The sequence below is a fragment of the Bradyrhizobium sp. USDA 4472 genome, from assembly GCF_054058595.1.
In genome coordinates this window covers 2,162,706-2,182,867 of the sequence record NZ_JBSSAM010000001.1, presented here as the reverse complement: position 1 = coordinate 2,182,867, position 20,162 = coordinate 2,162,706, and the positions used below count along the sequence as shown (strand labels likewise).

The following is a 20,162-nucleotide window of genomic DNA, read 5'->3' as shown; positions in this document are numbered from 1 at the left end:
AAACGCCCTATGCAGGGCACTTGCGCAAATATTGGGCAGTCCCGATCAGGTGAAGCCAGCAAGCATCTGAAGCAGCCGCTCCCGGTTCGCCTTGCCGATCTTCTCCTCGACGTGCCGCTCGTGCTCGGCGGCGAGCCGCTTCAATGTGGCCAGCGCCGCGTTGCCCTGCGCTGTGAGGTGGAGCGCGTGGGAGCGCCGATCTGATTTCGACTTGATTCGCTTCAACAGCTTGCGTTCCTCGAGGCCGTCGAGCAGACGGACCAGCCGAGCGCGCTCGATACCAAGCCGGTTGGCCACCGCCATCTGCGACAGGCCGGGATTGGCGCCGACAACGGTGAGCACCGAGTACTGCGTCGGCCGGATGCCGGCGTCGCCGAGCGTCTTGATGAAATCCTGAAAGATCCAGATCTGGAAGCGCCGCACCGCATAACCGGCATGGCCGACCAATGCATCGAGGCCGATCCCGTCCGCGTCGATCGGCCGCGCCGCGCCGTAGCCGCCGCGTTTGCGGAGGGAAGTCCGGGTTGCGCTGGCTGTCACATCGCGTCTCCTGCCACGCCACCTTAGCGCTCCGGCGGCTTCAGTGGAAGATTGTTGTTGACGACAACAATTGTCATGCCCAACCTTGTGGCCAAGGCAGCCCGAAACGAGGCTGTGACCGATCCCTGACAGGGGCGAGGAGGAAACCATGACGTCAGCCCCACCCGGTGATCCCTCGAGCCTGTTCGCAGCGCCAAAAACGGTCGCCGCGCATCGCGCCGACGGCAGCATCGTGCTGCGCTCGCCGGAGCCCCTGCGCGAGAGCGCGCGCTGCATCGGCGACTGGCTGGAGCATTTTGCGCGGCAGACGCCGGACAAGATTTTTCTCGCCGAGCGCGACAGCGGCGAGACGCCCTGGGCCACCGTGACTTACGCGGGGGCCCTGCGGCGGGTGCGTGCGGTGGCGTCGTGGATCCTGGCGCAAGGGCTCAGCGCCGAGCGCCCCGTCGTCATTCTCTCCGACAATAGCATCGATCACGCGCTGCTGGCGCTCGCCGCCCAGCATGTCGGCGTGCCCTCGGCCGCGATCTCGCCGGCCTATTCGCTGATGTCGAAAGATTTCGACAAGCTGAAAAGCATGATCTCGCTGCTTGAGCCCGGCGCGATCTATGTTTCCGGCACCAAGCCGTTTGCGGCGGCACTCGCTGCGATAAAACCGCTGCACAAGGCACAGATTATCAGCGGCGTCGCCGGCGATGCCGATGCGCTTGCGTTCCGCGTCATCGCGGCAACGGCCGAGACGCCCGAGGTCGCAGAGGCCTTTGCCGCGGTGACGCCTGATACAATCGCAAAATTCCTGTTCACCTCGGGCTCAACAGGCACGCCGAAGGCGGTCATCAACACGCAGCGCATGCTGACCTCGAGCCAGCAGGCAAAGGCACAGACCTGGACATTTCTTGGACAGAGCGGCGACGATCTCGTCATCCTCGACTGGCTGCCCTGGAGCCACACCTTCGGGGCCAACCACAATTTCAATCTCGTGCTGCGCAATGGCGGCTCGCTCTACATCGATGGCGGCAAGCCCGCCCCCGGCCTCTTTGCGACATCGCTCGCCAATCTGAAAAGCGTGATGCCGACGGTCTATTTCAACGTGCCGCGCGGTTTCGATATGCTGATCGCGGCGCTGCGCGACGACGAAGAACTGCGCCGTCGTTTCTTCAGCGAGGTGAAATTCGCCTTCTACGCCGGCGCCGCACTGCCGCAGAATCTCTGGGATGCGCTGGAAGAGCTGTCGATCAAAACCATCGGTCATGCCATGCCGATGGTTTCGGCCTGGGGTTCGACCGAGACCTCGCCGCTGGCGACCGACTGCCATTTTCTCGCGGAGCGCTCCGGCAACATCGGCGTGCCCATACCCGGCACGGAATTGAAGCTCACCGCCTCGGGTGGCAAGCTGGAGGTGCGGGTGCGCGGTCCCAATGTCACACCCGGCTATTGGAAGGCGCCGGAGTTGACCAGGCAGGCCTTTGACGAAGAGGGTTTTTATATCATCGGCGACGCCGTGAAGTTCGCCGACGCCGAGCGGCCGGAGCGCGGCCTGTTCTTCGACGGGCGCGTCGCGGAAGACTTCAAGCTCAATTCCGGCACCTGGGTCAGCGTCGGCACGCTGCGCGTCGCCGGCATCGCAGCGCTTGCGCCGCTCGCACAAGACATCGTTGTGACCGGCCATGGCGGCGATGAGGTGCGGTTTCTGGTGTTCCCGAACGTCGTCGCCTGCCGTGCGCGTGCCGGCCTGCCTGTCTCGGCAAGCGTGAGCGATGTGCTGGCGCATGACAAGGTGCGGTCCGCGATTGCACAGGGTCTGGCAAGACTGAAGCAGCAGGGCACCAATTCCTCCGGCCACGCCACGCGCGCGCTGCTGCTCGCCGAGCCGCCGTCGGTGGATGGTGGCGAGATCACCGACAAGGGCTACGTCAACCAGCGCGCCGTGCTGACGCGGCGGGCGGAAGTGGTGGCGCGGCTGAATGATGATGCATCGGTGGAGTGGATTGGCTGCGCTGCCTGAGTGTGGATCGGCTGCACCGCCTGAGTTCATCGCATGGTATTGCTCTCTCGTGCCCCGGCTCTGCGCAGCAGCGTTGCACGCTGCAGCGCGTCCGCGGGACACGCGGCCCCAAATATGCCAGCCATTCTGCCGCAATATCTCGCAGGATCCTTTTGTTGCCGAAGCAACTAATTTGTGCGAACCGTTTCGGTCAGGAATGACGGCGGACAAACCGCCGCGACGGATCGGAGGAGACGATGCTCGGCAGAAAGCGTGCTGCGGGCAAATGCCGCCGGATGTCTGGAAGTGATGCCGGATCGCGCCTGTCGCGGATTCCGTCAGGCGTCGCTGCTGCCCGTCACCGCGCCGAGATTTTCGTGCAGCCGGCGCAGCAGGTCGATCAATACCTCGCGCTCGTCCTTGTTCAGGCAAGACAACAACCGGCGTTCGCGCTCGAAGGCGGCGGCGATCACCTTGTCATGGGTGGTCCGGCCCTTCGCCGTCAACGAGATCGAATGGGTGCGGCCGTCGTTCGGATCGGGCCGGATCGACACATGGCCGCGCTTCTCGAGGCCGGCCAGGGTCCGGCTCACCGGGCCCTTGTCGAAGCCGATGACGTGGCAGATGCGCGAAGCGGGAATACCGGGCTCGATCGCCAGCAGCGACATGATCCGCCATTCCGTGACGTTGACGCCGAACTGCCGCTGGTAGAGCGCGGTCGCGCTGTTCGAAAGCTTGTTGGCAATGAAGGTGATGAAGGCCGGAACGTACCGATCGAGATCGAGCGTCGGCCCGACGTCGGCGGGCGCAGGCTTTTGGCGGAATCGGGAAGGCGGCATGTCGGGTTCTGTCTCGCGGCGCTGCTCATGACCTAAGTGCAAGCGCCGCCCTTTCACAAGATCAAAATGAGAGAGAACACTTATGAGCCCACCCGCCTCGACCGCATCAGGCGTCCCGCATCTCGACGTCGATCCCTTCGACATGAACTTTTTTGCCGACCCCTATCCCACACATGAGCTGCTGCGCGAGACCGCGCCCGTCGTCTATCTCGACAAATGGAAGCTCCATGGCGTGGCGCGCTATGCCGAGGTCCATGCCGTGCTGAACGATCCCGCGACGTTCTGCTCGAGCCGCGGCGTCGGCCTGAGCGACTTCAAGAAGGAGGCGCCGTGGCGACCGCCGAGCCTGATCCTCGAGGCCGATCCACCCGAGCACACCCGCACCCGGGCCGTGTTGTCAAAGGTGCTGTCGCCGACGGTGATGAAGGGACTGCGCGACCGCTTTGCCGCGGCGGCCGAGAAGCGCGTGGACGTGCTCCTTGAAAAACGCAGCTTCGATGCGATCGCAGATCTCGCCGAGGCCTATCCACTCGCGATCTTCCCCGATGCGCTCGGTCTGAAGCCTGAGGGGCGCGAGCATCTCATTCCCTATGCGAGCCTGGTGTTCAACGCCTTCGGTCCGCCGAACCAGCTGCGCCAGGGCGCGATCGCGCGCTCGGCGCCGCACCAGGCTTACGTCACCGACCAGTGCCAGCGCGACAACCTGACGCCGGGCGGCATCGGCGCCTGCATTCATGCCCATGTCGACGAGGGCGCGATCACGGCCAGTGAAGCGCCGCTGCTGGTGCGCTCGCTCTTATCGGCCGGCCTCGACACGACCGTCAACGGCATCGGCGCCGCGGTCTATTGCCTCGCGCGCTTCCCCGATCAGTGGCAGCGCCTTCGCGGCGATCTCACGCTTGCGCGCAATGCATTCGAGGAGGCCGTGCGGTTCGAAAGCCCGGTGCAGACCTTCTTCCGTATCACGACGCGTGAGGTCGAACTGTCAGGTGCGAGCATCGGCGAAGGCGAGAAGGTTCTGATGTTCCTCGCCGCCGCCAACCGCGATCCCAGGCGTTGGGACAAGCCTGACAGTTATGACATCACGCGGCGCACCTCCGGCCACCTCGGCTACGGCTCCGGCATTCATATGTGCGTGGGCCAGCTCGTGGCGCGGCTCGAAGGCGAGACGATGCTCTCGGCGCTGGCCCGCCGTATCGCCAGGATCGAGATCACGGGCGAACCGAAGCGCCGCTTCAACAACACGCTGCGCGGGCTCGACAGCCTGCCGGTGACGATCACGCCCGCCTGACACGGCGGGCGACGCAATTGCAATTGCGGGCGCTGATCATGCCCTCGCGGCCATTACCTCCGCAGCATCCGCAATTCCCCGCGCCGTCGACACAAACTCGCTGGCATCATCACCGGGATCCCTCGGACTCTCCACGCTCTTGATCTGCAAGTGATAGCCTCCGGCGCAATGTTTTTGATCGGGGCCTTGACGTCTAGCCCACCACCTTGCTGCTCCCTTGCGTGATCAGCCGCGCCGCGCGTTGGTCGCGGGCGTAAATCCACAGCCAGCTCAGCGCGACGCTGAGCCGATGACGCAGGCCGATCAGGAAGTAGATGTGGGCGATGCCCCAGATCCACCATGCGATGGCGCCGCGCAATTTGACCTTGCCGAAATCGATCACGGCGAGCCGCTTGCCGATCTGGGCGAGGCTGCCGGCGTGCTTGTAGCGGAACGCACCCTTGCTCTCGCCGCGCAGGCGGGCCTTGATCGTTTCGGCGACATGCTTGCCCTGCTGCTTGGCGGCCGGCGCGATCCCGGGCACCGGCTTGCCCTCCCAGGCATTGATGTTGATGGTGTCGCCGATTGCAAAGATCTCGGGGTGGCCGGGGATGGTGAGATCGTTCTCGACCTGCGCGCGCCCGGCACGATCGGCCGGTGCGCCCAGCCATTCGGCGGCGGGTGAAGCGCGCACGCCGGCGGCCCAGATCCGCGTCTTCGCCTCAAGCAGCCTGCCGCCGAAGACGACGCCTTCACGGTTGATTTCGGTGACGGCCTGCCCGAGTACGACCTCGACACCGATCTTTTCGAGCGAGGCCTGGGCATAGGCGGAGAGGTCGTCGGGAAAGCCCGCGAGCACGCGGGGGCCAGCCTCGATCAGCACGACGCGGGCCTTGGTCGTATCGATATTGCGAAAATCATCGGGCAGCGTGTGATGCGCCATCTCGGCGATGGTGCCCGCGAGCTCAACGCCTGTAGGACCGGCGCCGACGATGACAAAAGTCAGTCTCGCGGCGCGCTTCGCCGGATCGGTCTCGCGCTCGGCGCGCTCGAACGCCACCAGGATGTGACGGCGCAGCGTGGTCGCGTCTTCCAGCGTCTTCAGTCCCGGTGCCCATGTCTCCCACTCATCATGGCCGAAATAGGCGTGACGCGCGCCGGTGGCGAGCACCAGGGTGTCGTAGGGCACCTCGCTGCCGTCGTCGATCAGCACGCAGCGCCTGTCGGCATCGACGCCGTTGACGGTGGCAAACAGCGTCGTCACCTCGCGCCTGTGGCGCATGAGATGGCGCACGGGCCAGGCGATCTCGCTGGGCGAAAGCGATGCGGTCGCGACCTGGTAAAGCAGCGGCTGAAACAGATGATGGTTGCGGCGGTCGATGAGCGTAATTTCGACCGGCGCGCCCGCAAGCCGGTAGGTCGTCTCCAGCCCGCCGAAGCCGGCACCGACGATGACGACGCGATGGGGAGTTGTGGCCATGATGCACCCTCGAATCTCGCTGCTCACTGTCCTTCATTTAAGTGCGGATTGGGTGCCGCGGTCCAATAGTCGTCATCAATCAGGGAATAGGGGCGAGGCATCGATCAGGCGCGGAAAAGCGCCGCAGCCTCGGAGTGGCGTTGGCCGAAGTGAGTAGAATTATATTTCTTGCCATCTCCGTTTAGGGCGAAATATGGTGCAGGAGCCGGCGCCGACCCATTTGGCCGCGCGACAGATTTTGCGTTCAATCGAGACAGACCCGAAGGCGGCGATCACCCCGTTTCCGGGATCGATAATAAGGAGGGGAGTGGCTATGAGGACGGCATTCTGGCTGGCGGGCGCGGCGGCGCTTGTGCTGGCGAATCAGGCATTCGCCGGCGACACCATCAAGATCGGCTTCGTCTCGACTTTCAGCGGCCCGACCGCCGTGATCGGCAACGACATGCGCAATTCGTTCGAGCTCGCGCTGGACCACATGGGTCGCAAGATGGGCGGCAAGCCGGTCGAGGTGATCTACGAGGACGACGGCCAGAAGCCCGATGTCGGCAAGCAGAAGACCGAGAAGCTGGTGCAGTCCGACAAGGTCGATTTCCTGGTCGGCTACATCTGGTCGAACGTGCTGCTCGCCTCGCTCAAGACCGCGGTGGATTCGGAGACCTTCATGATCTCGGCCAATGCCGGCCCGTCGCAGCTCGCGGGCGAGCTGTGTTCGAAATACGTGTTCTCGACCTCCTGGCAGAACGACCAGACGCCGGCCGCCATGGGCCTCTACATGAATGCGAACGGCGTCAAGAGCGTGTTCCTGATTGGTCCGAACTACGCCGCCGGCAAGGATATGCTGGCCGGCCTGAAGAGCACGTTCAAGGGCGAGATCAAGGGTGAGGAATACACGGTCTGGCCGAGCCAGCTCGATTTCTCGGCGGAGCTGGCGAAAGCCCGCGCCTCCGGCGCCGAATCGATCTTCGTGTTCTATCCCGGTGCGGCCGGCGCGCAGTTCCTCAATCAATACGTCCAGGCCGGCATGAAGAGCACGATGCCGCTCTACACCGCCTTCACCGTCGACGAGACGACGTTGCCGTTACAAAAGGAGAATGCGTTCGGTGTGCCCGGTGCGCAGGAATGGGTGAACGATCTCCCGAACGAGCAGAACAAGAAGTTCGTCGCCGACTACCGCGCGAAATATCCCGGCGCCCGGCCGAGCTATTACGGCGCGCAGGCCTATGACGCGGCGCAGCTCATCAACAGCGCGGTGATCGCCGTCGGCGGCGACACCTCCAAGAAGGAAGCGATGAAGGCCGAGATGGAGAAGGCCAACTTCAAGTCACTGCGCGGCGCGTTCAAATACGGCAACAACCACATCCCGATCCAGAACTTCTATCTCCAGGACGTGGTGAAGGGTGCAGGCGGCGAGCTTTCGCTGAAGACCGTCGCCACCATCGTCACTGCTGATCAGGACCGCTTCCACGACAAGTGCCCGATGAAATGAGGTCCCCACCTCTCCCCGCACTTGTCCCGCCGGATCGGAAGGCGGATGCGGGGAGAGGAGTTCACCGCGCGGTCTTTTCCGTCAGTGCTTCGTCGCGACGCTCCTCGCAATGGCGGTTGGATGGAACCTACAGCCGCGGTATGCTCGCGGGCCGCACCTCGCGCGCCTGCGCGGCGAGCCTGATGCCGGCATTGGCCGCACCAAAGCCCTGATAGTTCCGCCGCTCGACGATCTCGAAGAAGAAGCGCTCGTCGAAGATGTGGGTGTAGACCTGGAAGAATTCGCCGTCGCCCTCGCGGTCATAGAGGATGTGGTTGGCGCGGAGCTTGGCCATGACATCCGGGGCAAGGTCGTATTTGGCTTCGATGTCGTCGTAGTAGTTATCAGGAATATCCAGGAAGCCCGCGCCGCGGGCGCGCATGGCTGCGACGGCGGCGAAGATGTCCTCGCACGCAAAGGCGACGTGTTGCACGCCTGAGCCGAAAAACTCCGAGATGAAGCGCGCCGGCAGCGTGCGGTTGGCGGAGGACCCGTTGACGACGAAGCGCAGGCTCTGGTCGCCATTGACGAGGGCCTGACTCTGCACGAGGCCGCGGGGGTCCGCGATCTCCATCTGCGGCAGCCGCGCGAGGTCCAGGATGCCGGTATAGAACAACAGCCAGGACAGCATCTCGTCATAGGGCATCGACTGCGCGATGTGATCGACCGCGAGCAGCGCATCCGCACCTGCGTCGCCCGCGACGGGTTCGAAATCCGTGTCCCAGTTCTTGCCGGCTTGGTCGAGGAAATAGAGCAGACTGCCGCCGACGCCGTGGATCGCGGGGATCTCCAGCTCGCCCGGCCCGACCGGCTGATAGAAGGTGCGCGCTTTCAGGGTCTCGGCGCGCTGCATGGCAAGGCCGGCATTGTCGACGTCGAGCGCGATGGCGCAGACGCCGGGGCCGTGCGTGACATAATGCGAATGCGCAAAGCCGTCGGTCTCGGAGTTGATCACGAGCTCGACCTTGCCCTGGGACCAGCGCTCCACAGCCTTGCTGCGGTGCTTGCCGCTTTTGCGGAAGCCGAGCTGTGACAACAAATGCGCGAGCTCGCCGGCCTTGTTCTCGTTGACGGCGAACTCGATGAAGCCCGTACCGCTGCTTTTCGCCTTCGGCGCCAAGGGCTCGCCGACGAGCCTGGGCCAATGCGGGGCGAGCTGATCCTGTAACAGGATCAGCGAGCGCAGGCCGTCGACCGCGGTCTGCCCGGCCGAGCCGGCGCGGAATTGGTCGTTGAAAATCTCCAGCGACCACGGACCGGAATAACCGGTCGCGGCAATCGCCTGCATGAACTCGCTGACCGGCAGATCACCCTGGCCCGGGAAGGAGCGAAAGTGTCGGCTCCAAGACAAAACGTCGAGTTCGAGCTTCGGCGCGTCGGCGAGCTGGACCAGAAAGATCTTGTCACCGGGGATCGAGGCCATCGGCCGTACCGGGAAGCCGGGCGCCAGCGCGTGAAAAGAGTCGAGGATGACGCCGATCGCGGGATGATCGGCGCGCCGCACGATCTCCCAAGCGTCCCGATAATCGTTGACGTGCCGGCCCCAGGCCAGCGCCTCGTAGCCGATGCGCAAGCCCCGCCTGGCGGCGTGGTCGCCGAGCTCGCGAAAATCATCCGCGGCGCGGTCGATGCCGCCGAGCGAGGCAGGCGAGACGTTCGAACAGATCAGCAGCAAATCGGTGCCGAGCTCCTGCATCAGGTCGAACTTGCGTTCGGCACGGGCGAAATTGCGCGAGCGCTGCGGCTCCGGCATGCCTTCGAAGTCGCGGAACGGCTGGAACGCGCAGATCTCGAGATTGAGGTCCTTGCAGAGTTTTGCGATCTCGCGCGGGCTCGCACCGAACGACAGCAAATCGTTCTCGAAGATCTCGACCGCCTCGAACCCGGCGGATGCGATGGCACGCAGCTTTTCGTCGAGGGCGCCTGAAAGGGAAACGGTTGCGATCGAGCGCTTGTTCATGCGGCCTGCTCCATGATGTGGCCCGGCGATATTTTTTGACCCGTGCGCGCGGCTTCGCCGACGGATTCGACGACGGCGAGCGTGGCCATCGCGTCTTGCACCGAGATCAAGGGCTGTTCGCGACCCGCGATCACCGCGCAGAAATGCCGGAGTTGCTCGGCCAGGGGATCGAATGCGGCGGGCGCGATCGTCGCGCGCGACAGCGGCGCGTACCAGCCGGGCTGCTGCGCATAGGTCCACAGCTCCATATTGGGCACCGACAGCGAACCCGCGGTTCCGGAGAAGATGTAGCAGGGCTGGTCTTGCTTCGGGTATGCAGCGTTCTCGCCGGACGCGAGCTCCCAGCTCCACGGCGCCGGCGTCGCATCCGACACGGTCACCGTTCCCAGTGCGCCATTGGCAAAGCGCAGCAGCAATGCAGCGGTGTCCTCGACGGCAAAGCCGCGAACCTTGTTCGACGTCAATGCCTGCACTTCGCTGATTTCGCCGCAGATGAAGCGGAGATTGTCGATGTCGTGGATGAGGTTGATGAGCAGCGGGCCGCCACCGTGCTCGCGCCGCCACGCCACATCAAAATAATCGTCGGGCTTTTTCAGCAGCCACAACCCGACCACGGCCGTGAGTTGGCCGAGCTTGCCGTCTGCCACCGTTTCGCGAGCGGCCTTGATGATGGGATTGTGCCGGCGGTGATGGCCGACCAGCATCGGCACGCCGGTCCGTTTGACGGCTGCGCACAGACGTTGCGCGGCAGCGACGGTGTCGGTCACCGGCTTCTCGATCAACGCCGGCACGCCGGCCTCGGCGCAGTCGAGGGCCATCCGGAGATGCAGGGCGTTCGGGGAAGCAATGATCAGACCGTCGGGTTGTTCCTGCGCCAGCAATGCGCGGTGATCTGTGTAGCATGGCACGTTGCGCGCCCGCGCATGATCGGTCGCAGCGGGTGAGGGATCGGCGATGCCGGCCAGCACGCAGTCTTGCGAGGCCTCGATCAGTTCTGTGTGGCGGCGGCCGATCAAGCCGGCGCCGGCGACCGCAATGCGCTTTCGCGGGCTCATGCTGCGTTCTCCTCCATGACGCCACCGACGAAGAGCTGGCCGATCCTCGGATCGTTCAGGATGGAGGCGGCCTCGTCGACCATCCGCCTCAAGCTGCCTGATAGGCGGCGCTACGTGCCGCCATCACGGCATCAAAAGCCTCTCCCATGACTTCGGTCGAGGGGGTGAGGCCCGTGAACAGTTCGAAGGCGTCGGCAGCCTGGTAGATCGCAAGCTCCCGCCCGGTCATGATCCGGGCACCCTTCTCTCGCGCTGCGGCAAGAAGCGGCGTGATCAGCGGCGAATAGACGGCATCGGCGACCCACAGATCGGCTCGGAGCAGCACCGCAGGCACCGGTGTGTTGCGGTTCGGCAGCATGCCGACCGGCGTTCCGTTGATAAGCCCGGTCGCACCATCGAGCGCGTCCTCGACGCTTCGGGCCACCCGTGCGCCACCGTGCTCGGCCAGCAGGGTGGCGAGCTTCTCGGCTCGCGCCGATTCGCTGTCGAAGATGCGGAGGTCGGCGACCTTCAGGCTCGCCAGCGCAAACGCAATCGCTTTGCCGACGCCACCGGTGCCGATGACGGCCACCGCATTTCCGGAAGGGGCCAGCAGCGGCTGAACGGCATGTGCAAAGCCCGTGGTGTCGGTGTTGTGGCCGATCAGCCGCCCGTCCTTGACGACCACGGTATTGACCGCGCCCATGGCGGCCGCGCCCGGTGCCAGCTCGTCGAGCAGCGGCACGACGGCCTCCTTGTAGGGGAAGGTGACGTTGACGCCGGCAAAGCCGAGCCGCCGCACGCCCTCCAGCATCATGCTGAGCCCGGCCGTGTCGGCGCCCGCGACCTCAATGAGCTGGTAGTGGCCGCGCAGGCCCAGTGCCTCGGCTGCGCGCTCATGCATCGCGGGGGAGGCGGAATGGGCGATCGGCGCGCCGATCAGGCCGGTCAGGAGCTTTTGGGAGGCGGCAGGTCCGCGGTTAGACATGATCCGTTATGGTCTCTTGGTCGTCTCTTCGGGGCGCGTTGATGTCAGGCCATTAGCGGGAAAATCCGCGCAATTCCAACAGGAACGATAGTCAATCTCCTGCCTGACTCAATTACCCTTTCGTCCCGCAAGCCTAACATAATGTTATTTCTTCCGGGTCCGCGCGGCCGCGGCCTTGCCGTTGCCGCGGGACGGCTCGACGGCGCGCATCTCGGCGCGCAGGGACTCGATGAAATGTTCGACATGGAGCGACAGCGGCGCGCCTCGCTTGACCGCGATATAGGTCTCGAAACGGGTCGGCTCGGTGATCTTCAACAGCTCGACCCCGGGATAGCCGCCATGCGCCACCGTGAACTGGTCGATGATGGCGATGCCTAGCCCCGCTTTCACCAGCGCGCAGACCGTGGTGCCGAACCGCGCCCGGATGGTGATGTTGTAGTCGAGCCGGTGGCGGGCAAACATCTCGGCCATGATCCGGCCGTAAGGGTCGTTGGGATCGATGCCGATCAGAGGGTAGCGGGTGATCTCGGCAGCCGAGACCTGCTTGCGCCCCGCCAGCTCGTGGCCCGGCGGCACGACGCAATAGAGCTCGCCCGAAGCGAGCGGCATGAAGTCGAGCCCGGAATGGTCCAGCCGGTAGCTCATGGCGACGCACTCGCCGCGGCCGAGCATGAGATAGTCGATTGCTTCCTCAAGCTTCAGGATGTTGATGTCGATGCCCAAATCAGGATAGCGGCGGCGCACGCGTTCGATCGCGCGGGGCACCATCACCTGCGAGATGCTCGGCACCGAGCCGATGCGCAATTCCGACAATCCGCCGCGGCCGATCTTGGAGATGAGCTCGGAGAGGTCGTCGACCTTCTTGTAGACGCCGTTGATCTGCTCAAAGATGTTCTCGGCTTCCGGCGTCGGGAAGTAGCGGCCGTTCCGGCGCTGGAAGAAGCGGATGCCGAGTGAGCGCTCGGTGTATTTGACCAGCCGGCTGATCCCCGGCGCCGACACGTTCAACAGTTTCGCCGCGCCGCCAATGGTGCCCGTCACCATCACGGCACGGATCACTTCAACCTGGCGCAGCGTCATCATGGTCTTGGCATCCGAGAGAGCTCGTGGCGACGATCATCTCACGAGAGCCGGGATGTCATCCAGCGGCAAAGTGAGGCTGGGGCGGAGCAGGGCGAGAAGTTTCGCGGCGGGGGTGTTTCGACCAAAATCGGCGCGTTCACAGGGAAGGGCATCGTCGGGCGGTCCATTGCATCGGGCCGTCTGCCGCAGCCTGGGTCTCAGCTCGAAGGTCCTTCCGGCGAAACGCTGCCGGGCCGCTCCGCACGCTCGCTTTGCAGCACGTCGCGCGCGTACTCGATGATTTTCTGCTTGTTCGCGATATCGCGGACGGCGAAAAACACGCGGTTCAATTCCAGGCCGAGCACGCTGTTGAGGGCGATGTTCTCGTCTTCCATCGTAGCTTCTCGCTCTTGACGCCTCAGGCGTAACTGGACGTTAGTTCCTCCACAAGTAGATTAAATCTTCGATGCCAGCGCCACACCGGGGAATTACAGAGGGCAGTGAATTGAGGCACCCCCCTAAGACGTGCTATATCGAGCCGCGAGTGGCAGGGAATGCACAAATGTCCGTCGTGGATTATGGCCGCGAAGCGCTGGACTTCATCGAAGGGCTGGGAGCCTATGACAGGGTCCCGGACACAATGGATGCGCTCGCAATCGCGTTCGGCCGCTACGGCTTCGAGCACATCATCGTCACCGGTTTGCCGAATCACGATCAGCGCTTTTCCCAGATGGTGCTGGCCAAGAAATGGCCGGCTGAATGGTTCAGCCTCTATACCGAAAAGAGCTATGACCGCGTCGATCCCGTGATCCGGAAGTGCCGGCACACGGTCAATCCGTTCGAATGGTCGGAAGCGCCTTATGACGTGAAACTCGAGCCAGGCGCGGTGGAGGTGATGCGCCGCGCCGCCGATTTCCGCATGTCGCGCGGTTTTGTCGTGCCAATCCATGGCCTGACCGGCTATGAAGCCGGCGTCTCGCTCGCCGGCGTTCATCTCGATCTCAACGTCCGCAGCAAGCCCGCACTGCATCTGGTCGCGATGTACGGCTTCGATCACATTCGCCGCTTGCTTGCGCCCTCGCCGCATCCGTCGGCGCGCCTGACCCCGCGCGAGCGCGAGGTGATCGCCTGGGCGTCGCAGGGCAAGTCTGCCTGGGAGATCGGCGAGATACTGAACATCACGCAGCGAACGGCGGAAGAGCATCTGGCTACCGCTGCGCGCAAGCTCGGCGCCGTCAACCGGACGCATGCGGTCGCGATCGCGATCCGCCAAAAAATCATCACCCCCTGAAAACTTCGCCTACTGGGAAATTTCCCAATAGTCGATTTGGCCTTTTTCGCTGACGTTCCCCCGCATTTGCACACGATGGGGGAGTTTCATGATTCACGTTATTTCTGCTGTTAACCGGCACCTCTACGAAGACGTGCTCGACCAGCATTTTCGGATACGCCACGAGATTTTCGTCGAAGAACGGAAATGGGAGGAACTGCGCAAGCCCGACAGCCGCGAGATCGACGCCTACGACAATGAGGACGCGATCTACCTACTCGCTCTCGAGAACCGCCGCGTGCTGGGCGGCTCTCGCCTGTATCCCACCACCAAGCCGACCATGATCAGCGAGGTGTTTCCTTATCTCGCCGCGGTGCGGGGTTGTCCTGTCGACCCGCAAATCTGGGAGTGGTCCCGCTTCTTCGTGACGCGCGAGCGCCGCGATGGCGCATTCAATCTGCAACTGATGGCGGCGGCGCAGGAGTTCTGCCTCGATCAGGGCATCGAACGCCTCTGCCTGGTGATGGAGACGTGGTGGCTGCCGCGTTTCCACGACATCGGCTTCGTCGTCAAGCCGCTGGGATTGCCTGCGCTGATTGCGGATTCCTGGACTATGGCCGCGACCATCGAGGTCCGCCAGGAATCGCTCGACATCGTACGCGACCGTATCGGGACGAAGAATGTCGTCCATCAGGACGGACCGCGTCTCGATTGCATCGCCCGTGCCAACACCTGCGGCCTCGCTGCCGCGCAACGAAAGACCGCCTGACATGTCGAACATGATGCGAGACGGCCAGATCATGGCGCAGACCAAGGACGAAAATCTCGGCTACATGTCGGACATGGCGCTCGAACTCGCGCAGATGGCGGACGATGCCGGATTGGTGACGCTCGCCTATTTGTTCCGGATGGCCGCGCTGGAGGCCTCGACCGCCAACAGCGAGCTCAACGAGCCGAACGATCTTCCCCGTCACATCACGTCACATTAGACGTCGCTTCCTCATCCCGGCCTCAACAGCTCCCTCTTCCCGGCAACGGGGAGGGTTTTCGCTTGGGTGCGGCAGGCTGCCCCATCCAGCGCGGCGGCCTCCTTGCATGACGGCTCTGGTCGCATGCACCGGCATGCAACAAAGTGCATGTCTGGTGTGGAATCGCTCTTGCTTCGGAACGATACTGCCATTACCCATTTTTCAGCCTTGAAGAGGCAGGGGGAGCTCTTTCACTGATGGCGACTGTGTTCGAACATCGGCGCACGTCTGCGTGCGCCTGAAAGAGCGTTGATGCTGCTCGTCGTCGAACAGTTCTTGAACGGATTGCAGTTCGGCCTGCTGCTGTTCCTGCTCGCCGCCGGCCTGACGCTGGTGTTCGGGATCATGGATCTCGTCAACCTGGCGCACGGCTCGCTCTACATGATGGGCGCCTATTTCGCCGCGACCTTCGCGGCCTGGACCGGGAGCTTCCTGCTGGGGGCGCTGCTGGCGTTAGGGGCGACGCTGGCGCTCGGCATCGTTCTCGAGGTGAGTGCGCTGCGGCATCTCTACGGGCGCGATCATCTCGACCATGTGCTCGCAACCTTCGGACTGATCCTGTTCTTCAATGAAGCCGTACGGCTGATCTGGGGGCCGGCGGGCCTCGCGCTGCCACTGCCGGCCTGGCTCACCGTGCCGGTGCCGATCCTGCCAGGCATTCACTATCCCGCCTACCGCCTCGCCATCATCGTGGTCGCGCTGCTGGTTGCGCTGCTGCTCTATCTCGGCGTGATGCGCACGCGCATCGGCATGCTGATCCGCGCCGGTGCCTCCAACCGCGAGATGATCGGCGCGCTCGGCATCAACATCAAGCTGCTCTACACGCTGGTGTTCGGCCTGGGCGCCGCGCTCGCCGGCCTCGCCGGGCTGATGCAGGCGCCGATCCTCACCGTGCAGATCGGCATGGGCGAGAACATCCTGATCCTTGCCTTCGTCATCATCGTGATCGGCGGCATCGGCTCGATCCGCGGCGCATTCCTCGCCGCGATCTTCGTCGGCATGATCGATACGCTCGGCCGCGCGTTCCTGCCCAATCTGTTGCGGCAGGTGCTGAGCGGCGCGGCTGCCTCCACCGCCGCGCCTGCGCTGTCCTCCATGCTGATCTATCTGCTGATGGCGATGGTGCTGGTGGTGCGGCCGGAGGGGCTGTTTCCGGCCAACCGTCGATGAAGGGTTTCTCGGTGAGCAAGGCCGTCACGGCCCTGATGCTGGCGGGCCTCCTGCTGCTGCCGCTCTATTCGTATCTGTCCGGCAACATCTTCATCCTGACGCTGTTCACGCGCATCGTCATCCTGGCGCTGGCGGCCGCCAGCCTCAACCTCATCATGGGCTTCGGCGGCATGATGAGCTTCGGCCACGCCGCCTATCTCGGCATCGGCGGCTACGCGGTCGGCATGCTCGCGCAGGAAGGTGTTGGAAGCGGCTTCATCCAGTTTCCGGTCGCGCTGGCGGCATCCGCCGTCTATGCGCTGGTGATCGGCGCGCTGTCGCTGCGAACGCGCGGCGTCTATTTCATCATGATCACGCTGGCCTTCGCCCAGATGGCCTATTACGTCGCCTCGGGGCTCGCGCGCTACGGCGGCGATGATGGCCTCACCGTCTACAAGCGCAGCGATTTCTCCGGCCTGGTCAACCTGTCGAACCGCACGCAGTTCTATTATCTCTGCCTCGCCTGCCTGTTCGGCGTGATCTTCCTGATCTGGCGCATCGTCAATTCGCGCTTCGGCCTCGTCGTGCAGGGGCTGCGCTCCAACGAGCAGCGCATGCAGGCGATCGGCTTCCCGGCAAAACGCTATCAACTCGTCTGCTTCGTCATCTCGGGCACGATGTGCGGCCTCGCCGGCGCGCTGCTCGCCAACAACACCGATTTCGTCAGTCCGGCCGTGATGTACTGGACGCGCTCCGGCGATCTCATGGTGATGGTGATCCTGGGCGGCATGGGCACGCTGTTCGGCCCTGTGGTGGGGGCGGTGATCTATCTCCTGCTGGAAGAGTTCCTGTCGCAGATTACCGAATATTGGGCGCTGATCATGGGCCCGCTGCTGCTGTTGATCGTGCTGTTCGGCCGCGGCGGTATCATGGGTCTGCTGGGGAGGCTCAATCGTGGCTGAACCGCTGCTCCGCGTCGAGAAGCTGGTGCGCCGCTTCGGCGGCATTACCGCAACCGACAACGTCTCGCTCGACGTCGCGGCAGGCGAACTGCACGCCATCATCGGGCCGAACGGCGCCGGCAAGACCACACTGATCAGTCAGCTCACCGGACACCTCGAGCCGCATTCAGGCAGCGTCTCGCTCGGGGGCCGCGACATCACCTATCTGCCGGCCTATCGCCGCTGCGCGTTGGGTCTCGCGCGTTCGTTCCAGATCACCTCGCTGCTGCTCGACTTCACTGCCGCAGACAACGTCGCGCTGGCCGCGCAAGCGCATGCCGGCCACTCGTTCCGCTTCTTCGCCGATGCACGCAAGGAAAGGGGTTTGCGCGATGCCGCCCGTGCGGCGCTCGATCGTGTCGGCCTGCTCGATCGCGCCGACGTCGTGGTGAGCAGGCTCAGCCATGGCGAGCGCCGTCAGATCGAGCTCGCGGTCGCGCTGGCGAGCAAGCCAAAACTGCTGCTGCTGGACGAGCCTATGGCAGGTCTCGGCGTCACCGAATCCCAGGGCATGGTGAAGCTGCTCCAGGAGCTGCGCAAAGAGGTCTCGATCGTGCTGGTGGAACACGACATGCCGGCGGTGTTCGCGCTGGCCGACCGCATCTCGGTGCTGGTCTATGGCCGTGTCATCGCCTCCGGCGATCCCGCGGCCATCCGCGCCAACGAGGACGTCAAGCGCGCCTATCTCGGCGACCAGCACGTGGTGACGCGCCATGGCTGATACGCTGCTCGAGGTCGACGGCATCGAGACCCTGCTATGGCCTCAGCCAGGTGCTGTTCGGCCTGTCGCTGTCGATCAAGCCGGGCGAGATGGTTTCGCTGATGGGCCGCAACGGCATGGGCAAGACCACGACGATCCGCTCGATCATGGGCCTGACGCCGGCGCGATCGGGCAGCATCCGCTTTGCGGGTGCGGAGGTGCGGCAGCTGCCTTCGTACCGCATCGCCAAGCTTGGCATCGGCCTCGTGCCCGAGGGTCGCCAGATCTTTCCAAACCTCACGGTGCGCGAGAATCTCGTTGCCGCCGCCGCCGATCGCTTTGGCAGCGCCAATCCCTGGACGCTCGCTGCGATCTACGTGCTGTTTCCACGGCTCGCCGAACGCGCCGCCAACATGGGCAACCAACTCTCCGGCGGTGAACAGCAGATGCTCGCCATCGGCCGTGCGCTGATGACGAACCCAAAACTCCTGATCCTGGATGAAGCGACCGAAGGACTTGCGCCGCTGATCCGCGAGGAGATCTGGAACTGCCTGTCGATGCTGAAGCGCCGGGGCCAGTCGATCCTGGTCGTCGACAAGAACGTCGATCACCTCGCCCGCATCTGCGACCGCCATTACATCATCGAGCGCGGCAAGACGGTGTGGAGCGGGACATCGGACCAGCTGATGGCTGAGCCGGATCTGCAGCATAAATATCTGGGTATTTGAGCCGACGCATTCTCCACGTCATTGCGAGCGCAGCGAAGCAATCCAGAATTTCTCTGGGGAGGGATCCTGGATTGCTTCGTCGCTCAGCTCCTCGCAATGACGGAAGCGAGAGCGCAGCTCAAAACACCTCGAAATATTCGCGATGCTCCCAGTCGGTCACCTCCGCCAGGAAGCGGTCGATCTCGGCGTTCTTGATGTGGGTGTAATAGTCGACGAACTCCGTGCCGAATTTTTCGCGGAAGAACGGATCGTCCTTCAGCGCGCTGACCGCATCCCGCAGGGACTTCGGCAACGACGGCGCCTTGGTCTCGTAGGGCGTGTCGGCCGAGGGGCCCGGATCGAGCTTGCGGTCCACGCCGTCGAGGCCGGCGAGAATTTGCGAGGCCATGTAGAGATAGGGATTGGCCGCGGGCTCGCCGACGCGGTTTTCCAGGCGTGTGGCGGCATCGTTCGCGCCGCCCAGCACGCGGATCATCACGCCCCTGTTGTCGCGGCCCCAGATCGCCCGGTCCGGCGCCAGCGAATAGGAGCGGTAACGCTTGTAGCCGTTGATGGTCGGCGTCGTGAATACGGTGGCGGCACGGGCGTGATCGAGCAGGCCGGCGAGAAACGCCTTGCCGAACGCGCTGAGCGCCTCTCCGCCGTCCTTCGCCATGAACAGGTTTTCGCCGCTCGCGCGCGAAACCACCGACTGGTGCAGGTGCCAGCCGCTCGCAAACAAATTCGGCAGTTTCGGCCGGCACATGAAGGTGGCGTGACAGCCGTGCCGGCGCGCAATCTGCTTCACGGCGCTGCGGAACAGCACCATGTTGTCGGCGGGCTCCAGGCCCTTCTTCGGCGCGAAGGTGAACTCACATTGGCTCGGCCCGAACTCGACTTCGACGGAGCGCAACGGCAGACCGAGCGCGACGATGTCACGGCGCAGGATCTCCAGCACCGGCTCCATCTGATCGAAGCGCTGTTCGGTGAGGTATTGATAGCCGTGGGAGAGCAGGCTCACCGAGGGCGGCGTGCCGGGCTGTCCGGCGTCCTCCGCGCGCATATGCGGGTCGTCGAGCCTGAAAATGTGGAATTCGACCTCGAGCCCCGCGACGAAATCATGCCCGCGGCGGCCGAGCTCGTCGAGGACCTTGCGATAAAGCCCGCGCGTCGCGAACGGAACGGGACGGCCGTCATTGAAATGGAGGTCGCACAACACCCAGCCCGTCGCCGGCGCCCATGGCAGCACGCGAAACGTGGTGGGGTCGGCGACCATCAGCACATCGGCCGCGCCTTCCATTTCCTTCATGCCGAAGCCGCCGCCTGACGTGAACACCGGAAAAACCGTGCGGTGCGAGGTGTCCTTGGCGAGCATCGTCGTGGTGATGGAGCAGCCGCTCTCCAGCGAGGCGAGGGCTTCCGAGGCAATAATGGTCTTGCCCCGCAAAATGCCGTGCTGATCGGGGAAGGCGAGGCGGATGACTTCGAGGTTCTGCTCCTCGACGATGCGGCGCATGCGCGCTGCAGCGTCCTTCTGCTCATCCGACCACAGCGCGTGACGCGCGACGAAAGTCACGTTGCAATTCCTCCAGTCGTGAGGCGCGAGCATGCGCCACATTCTCCTG

Annotated in this window: 18 protein-coding genes and 1 pseudogene; 10 read left to right on the top strand and 9 right to left on the bottom strand. The window is 64.2% G+C overall.

Features of this window, described 5'->3' with window-relative positions:
* Positions 1 to 45 precede the first annotated feature (45 nt).
* Positions 46 to 540: a MarR family winged helix-turn-helix transcriptional regulator gene (locus tag ACVWZ4_RS09960; RefSeq protein WP_456738250.1), complete on the bottom strand. Its 495-nt coding sequence runs from the start codon at positions 538 to 540 to the stop codon at positions 46 to 48.
* A gap of 148 nt (positions 541 to 688) precedes the next feature.
* On the opposite strand from ACVWZ4_RS09960, the gene ACVWZ4_RS09955 reads away from it, so the two are divergent.
* The gene (locus ACVWZ4_RS09955; protein WP_456740202.1) at positions 689 to 2,545 is read left to right on the top strand and encodes a feruloyl-CoA synthase; all 1,857 of its coding nucleotides are present in this window, start codon (positions 689 to 691) and stop codon (positions 2,543 to 2,545) included.
* A 317-nt stretch (positions 2,546 to 2,862) separates the two neighbouring features.
* On the opposite strand, the gene ACVWZ4_RS09950 is transcribed toward ACVWZ4_RS09955, so the two are convergent.
* On the bottom strand, positions 2,863 to 3,363 hold the full coding sequence (locus ACVWZ4_RS09950) for a MarR family winged helix-turn-helix transcriptional regulator (RefSeq protein ID WP_456740201.1): 501 nt from the start codon (positions 3,361 to 3,363) through the stop codon (positions 2,863 to 2,865).
* Positions 3,364 to 3,445: 82 nt separating this feature from the next.
* Between ACVWZ4_RS09950 and ACVWZ4_RS09945 the strand changes: the two genes are divergently transcribed.
* On the top strand, positions 3,446 to 4,654 hold the full coding sequence (locus ACVWZ4_RS09945) for a cytochrome P450 (RefSeq protein WP_456763457.1): 1,209 nt from the start codon (positions 3,446 to 3,448) through the stop codon (positions 4,652 to 4,654).
* Positions 4,655 to 4,847: 193 nt separating this feature from the next.
* On the opposite strand, the gene ACVWZ4_RS09940 is transcribed toward ACVWZ4_RS09945, so the two are convergent.
* Positions 4,848 to 6,113, bottom strand: a complete 1,266-nt coding sequence (locus tag ACVWZ4_RS09940; RefSeq protein ID WP_456736598.1) for an NAD(P)/FAD-dependent oxidoreductase — start codon at positions 6,111 to 6,113, stop codon at positions 4,848 to 4,850.
* Positions 6,114 to 6,426: 313 nt separating this feature from the next.
* On the opposite strand from ACVWZ4_RS09940, the gene ACVWZ4_RS09935 reads away from it, so the two are divergent.
* On the top strand, positions 6,427 to 7,599 hold the full coding sequence (locus ACVWZ4_RS09935; RefSeq protein WP_456700809.1) for an ABC transporter substrate-binding protein: 1,173 nt from the start codon (positions 6,427 to 6,429) through the stop codon (positions 7,597 to 7,599).
* Between the two features lie 127 nt (positions 7,600 to 7,726).
* Here ACVWZ4_RS09935 and ACVWZ4_RS09930 read toward each other — a convergent pair whose 3' ends face one another.
* From ACVWZ4_RS09930 to ACVWZ4_RS09910, 5 genes are all read right to left on the bottom strand, one after another.
* Positions 7,727 to 9,598: a bifunctional sugar phosphate isomerase/epimerase/4-hydroxyphenylpyruvate dioxygenase family protein gene (locus ACVWZ4_RS09930; RefSeq protein ID WP_456700810.1), complete on the bottom strand. Its 1,872-nt coding sequence runs from the start codon at positions 9,596 to 9,598 to the stop codon at positions 7,727 to 7,729.
* Entirely contained in the window at positions 9,595 to 10,653 is a 1,059-nt protein-coding gene (locus ACVWZ4_RS09925) for a Gfo/Idh/MocA family protein (RefSeq protein ID WP_456700811.1), read from the bottom strand. The genes ACVWZ4_RS09930 and ACVWZ4_RS09925 overlap by 4 nt, the downstream gene beginning before the upstream one ends.
* 88 nt (positions 10,654 to 10,741) lie before the next feature.
* Positions 10,742 to 11,620, bottom strand: a complete 879-nt coding sequence (locus ACVWZ4_RS09920; protein WP_456700812.1) for a shikimate dehydrogenase — start codon at positions 11,618 to 11,620, stop codon at positions 10,742 to 10,744.
* Between the two features lie 144 nt (positions 11,621 to 11,764).
* Positions 11,765 to 12,703 carry a LysR family transcriptional regulator gene (locus tag ACVWZ4_RS09915; RefSeq protein WP_456700813.1) on the bottom strand — a complete coding sequence of 313 codons (939 nt, stop codon included), beginning with the start codon at positions 12,701 to 12,703 and terminating at the stop codon, positions 11,765 to 11,767.
* 197 nt (positions 12,704 to 12,900) lie between these two features.
* The gene (locus tag ACVWZ4_RS09910) at positions 12,901 to 13,077 is read right to left on the bottom strand and encodes a hypothetical protein (protein ID WP_456740199.1); all 177 of its coding nucleotides are present in this window, start codon (positions 13,075 to 13,077) and stop codon (positions 12,901 to 12,903) included.
* 167 nt (positions 13,078 to 13,244) lie between these two features.
* Here ACVWZ4_RS09910 and ACVWZ4_RS09905 point away from each other — a divergent pair, with 167 nt between their 5' ends.
* The 7 genes and pseudogenes from ACVWZ4_RS09905 to ACVWZ4_RS09875 all read left to right on the top strand — a co-directional run bounded on the left by ACVWZ4_RS09905 (position 13,245) and on the right by ACVWZ4_RS09875 (position 18,558).
* Complete coding sequence (locus tag ACVWZ4_RS09905; protein ID WP_456740198.1) at positions 13,245 to 13,973, top strand: LuxR family transcriptional regulator; 729 nt, start codon at positions 13,245 to 13,247, stop codon at positions 13,971 to 13,973.
* Positions 13,974 to 14,061: 88 nt separating this feature from the next.
* Positions 14,062 to 14,721 (top strand): acyl-homoserine-lactone synthase, encoded by a 660-nt coding sequence (locus ACVWZ4_RS09900; RefSeq protein ID WP_456700816.1) that lies wholly within the window; start codon positions 14,062 to 14,064, stop codon positions 14,719 to 14,721.
* 1 nt (position 14,722) lies between these two features.
* Entirely contained in the window at positions 14,723 to 14,941 is a 219-nt protein-coding gene (locus tag ACVWZ4_RS09895; RefSeq protein WP_456700817.1) for a hypothetical protein, read from the top strand.
* Between the two features lie 291 nt (positions 14,942 to 15,232).
* Positions 15,233 to 16,150 (top strand): branched-chain amino acid ABC transporter permease, encoded by a 918-nt coding sequence (locus tag ACVWZ4_RS09890; protein WP_456700818.1) that lies wholly within the window; start codon positions 15,233 to 15,235, stop codon positions 16,148 to 16,150.
* Positions 16,147 to 17,091 (top strand): branched-chain amino acid ABC transporter permease, encoded by a 945-nt coding sequence (locus ACVWZ4_RS09885; protein ID WP_456736590.1) that lies wholly within the window; start codon positions 16,147 to 16,149, stop codon positions 17,089 to 17,091. Before ACVWZ4_RS09890 ends, ACVWZ4_RS09885 begins: the two co-directional genes overlap by 4 nt.
* Positions 17,084 to 17,851, top strand: a complete 768-nt coding sequence (locus tag ACVWZ4_RS09880; RefSeq protein WP_456700820.1) for an ABC transporter ATP-binding protein — start codon at positions 17,084 to 17,086, stop codon at positions 17,849 to 17,851. Before ACVWZ4_RS09885 ends, ACVWZ4_RS09880 begins: the two co-directional genes overlap by 8 nt.
* Positions 17,844 to 18,558: pseudogene (locus ACVWZ4_RS09875) on the top strand (ABC transporter ATP-binding protein). Before ACVWZ4_RS09880 ends, ACVWZ4_RS09875 begins: the two are co-directional and overlap by 8 nt.
* Positions 18,559 to 18,676: 118 nt before the next feature.
* Here the strand turns inward: ACVWZ4_RS09875 and ACVWZ4_RS09870 are convergent.
* Complete coding sequence (locus ACVWZ4_RS09870) at positions 18,677 to 20,113, bottom strand: glutamine synthetase family protein (RefSeq protein WP_456700822.1); 1,437 nt, start codon at positions 20,111 to 20,113, stop codon at positions 18,677 to 18,679.
* Positions 20,114 to 20,162 lie beyond the last annotated feature (49 nt).

Coding starts and splice junctions, on each gene's coding strand:
- ACVWZ4_RS09955 (WP_456740202.1), top strand. CDS start 689: ATGACGTCAGCCCCACCCGGTGATCCCTCGAGCCTGTTCGCAGCGCCA.
- ACVWZ4_RS09950 (WP_456740201.1), bottom strand. CDS start 3,363: ATGCCGCCTTCCCGATTCCGCCAAAAGCCTGCGCCCGCCGACGTCGGG.
- ACVWZ4_RS09945 (WP_456763457.1), top strand. CDS start 3,446: ATGAGCCCACCCGCCTCGACCGCATCAGGCGTCCCGCATCTCGACGTC.
- ACVWZ4_RS09940 (WP_456736598.1), bottom strand. CDS start 6,113: ATGGCCACAACTCCCCATCGCGTCGTCATCGTCGGTGCCGGCTTCGGC.
- ACVWZ4_RS09935 (WP_456700809.1), top strand. CDS start 6,427: ATGAGGACGGCATTCTGGCTGGCGGGCGCGGCGGCGCTTGTGCTGGCG.
- ACVWZ4_RS09930 (WP_456700810.1), bottom strand. CDS start 9,598: ATGAACAAGCGCTCGATCGCAACCGTTTCCCTTTCAGGCGCCCTCGAC.
- ACVWZ4_RS09925 (WP_456700811.1), bottom strand. CDS start 10,653: ATGAGCCCGCGAAAGCGCATTGCGGTCGCCGGCGCCGGCTTGATCGGC.
- ACVWZ4_RS09920 (WP_456700812.1), bottom strand. CDS start 11,620: ATGTCTAACCGCGGACCTGCCGCCTCCCAAAAGCTCCTGACCGGCCTG.
- ACVWZ4_RS09915 (WP_456700813.1), bottom strand. CDS start 12,703: ATGATGACGCTGCGCCAGGTTGAAGTGATCCGTGCCGTGATGGTGACG.
- ACVWZ4_RS09910 (WP_456740199.1), bottom strand. CDS start 13,077: ATGGAAGACGAGAACATCGCCCTCAACAGCGTGCTCGGCCTGGAATTG.
- ACVWZ4_RS09905 (WP_456740198.1), top strand. CDS start 13,245: ATGTCCGTCGTGGATTATGGCCGCGAAGCGCTGGACTTCATCGAAGGG.
- ACVWZ4_RS09900 (WP_456700816.1), top strand. CDS start 14,062: ATGATTCACGTTATTTCTGCTGTTAACCGGCACCTCTACGAAGACGTG.
- ACVWZ4_RS09895 (WP_456700817.1), top strand. CDS start 14,723: ATGTCGAACATGATGCGAGACGGCCAGATCATGGCGCAGACCAAGGAC.
- ACVWZ4_RS09890 (WP_456700818.1), top strand. CDS start 15,233: ATGCTGCTCGTCGTCGAACAGTTCTTGAACGGATTGCAGTTCGGCCTG.
- ACVWZ4_RS09885 (WP_456736590.1), top strand. CDS start 16,147: ATGAAGGGTTTCTCGGTGAGCAAGGCCGTCACGGCCCTGATGCTGGCG.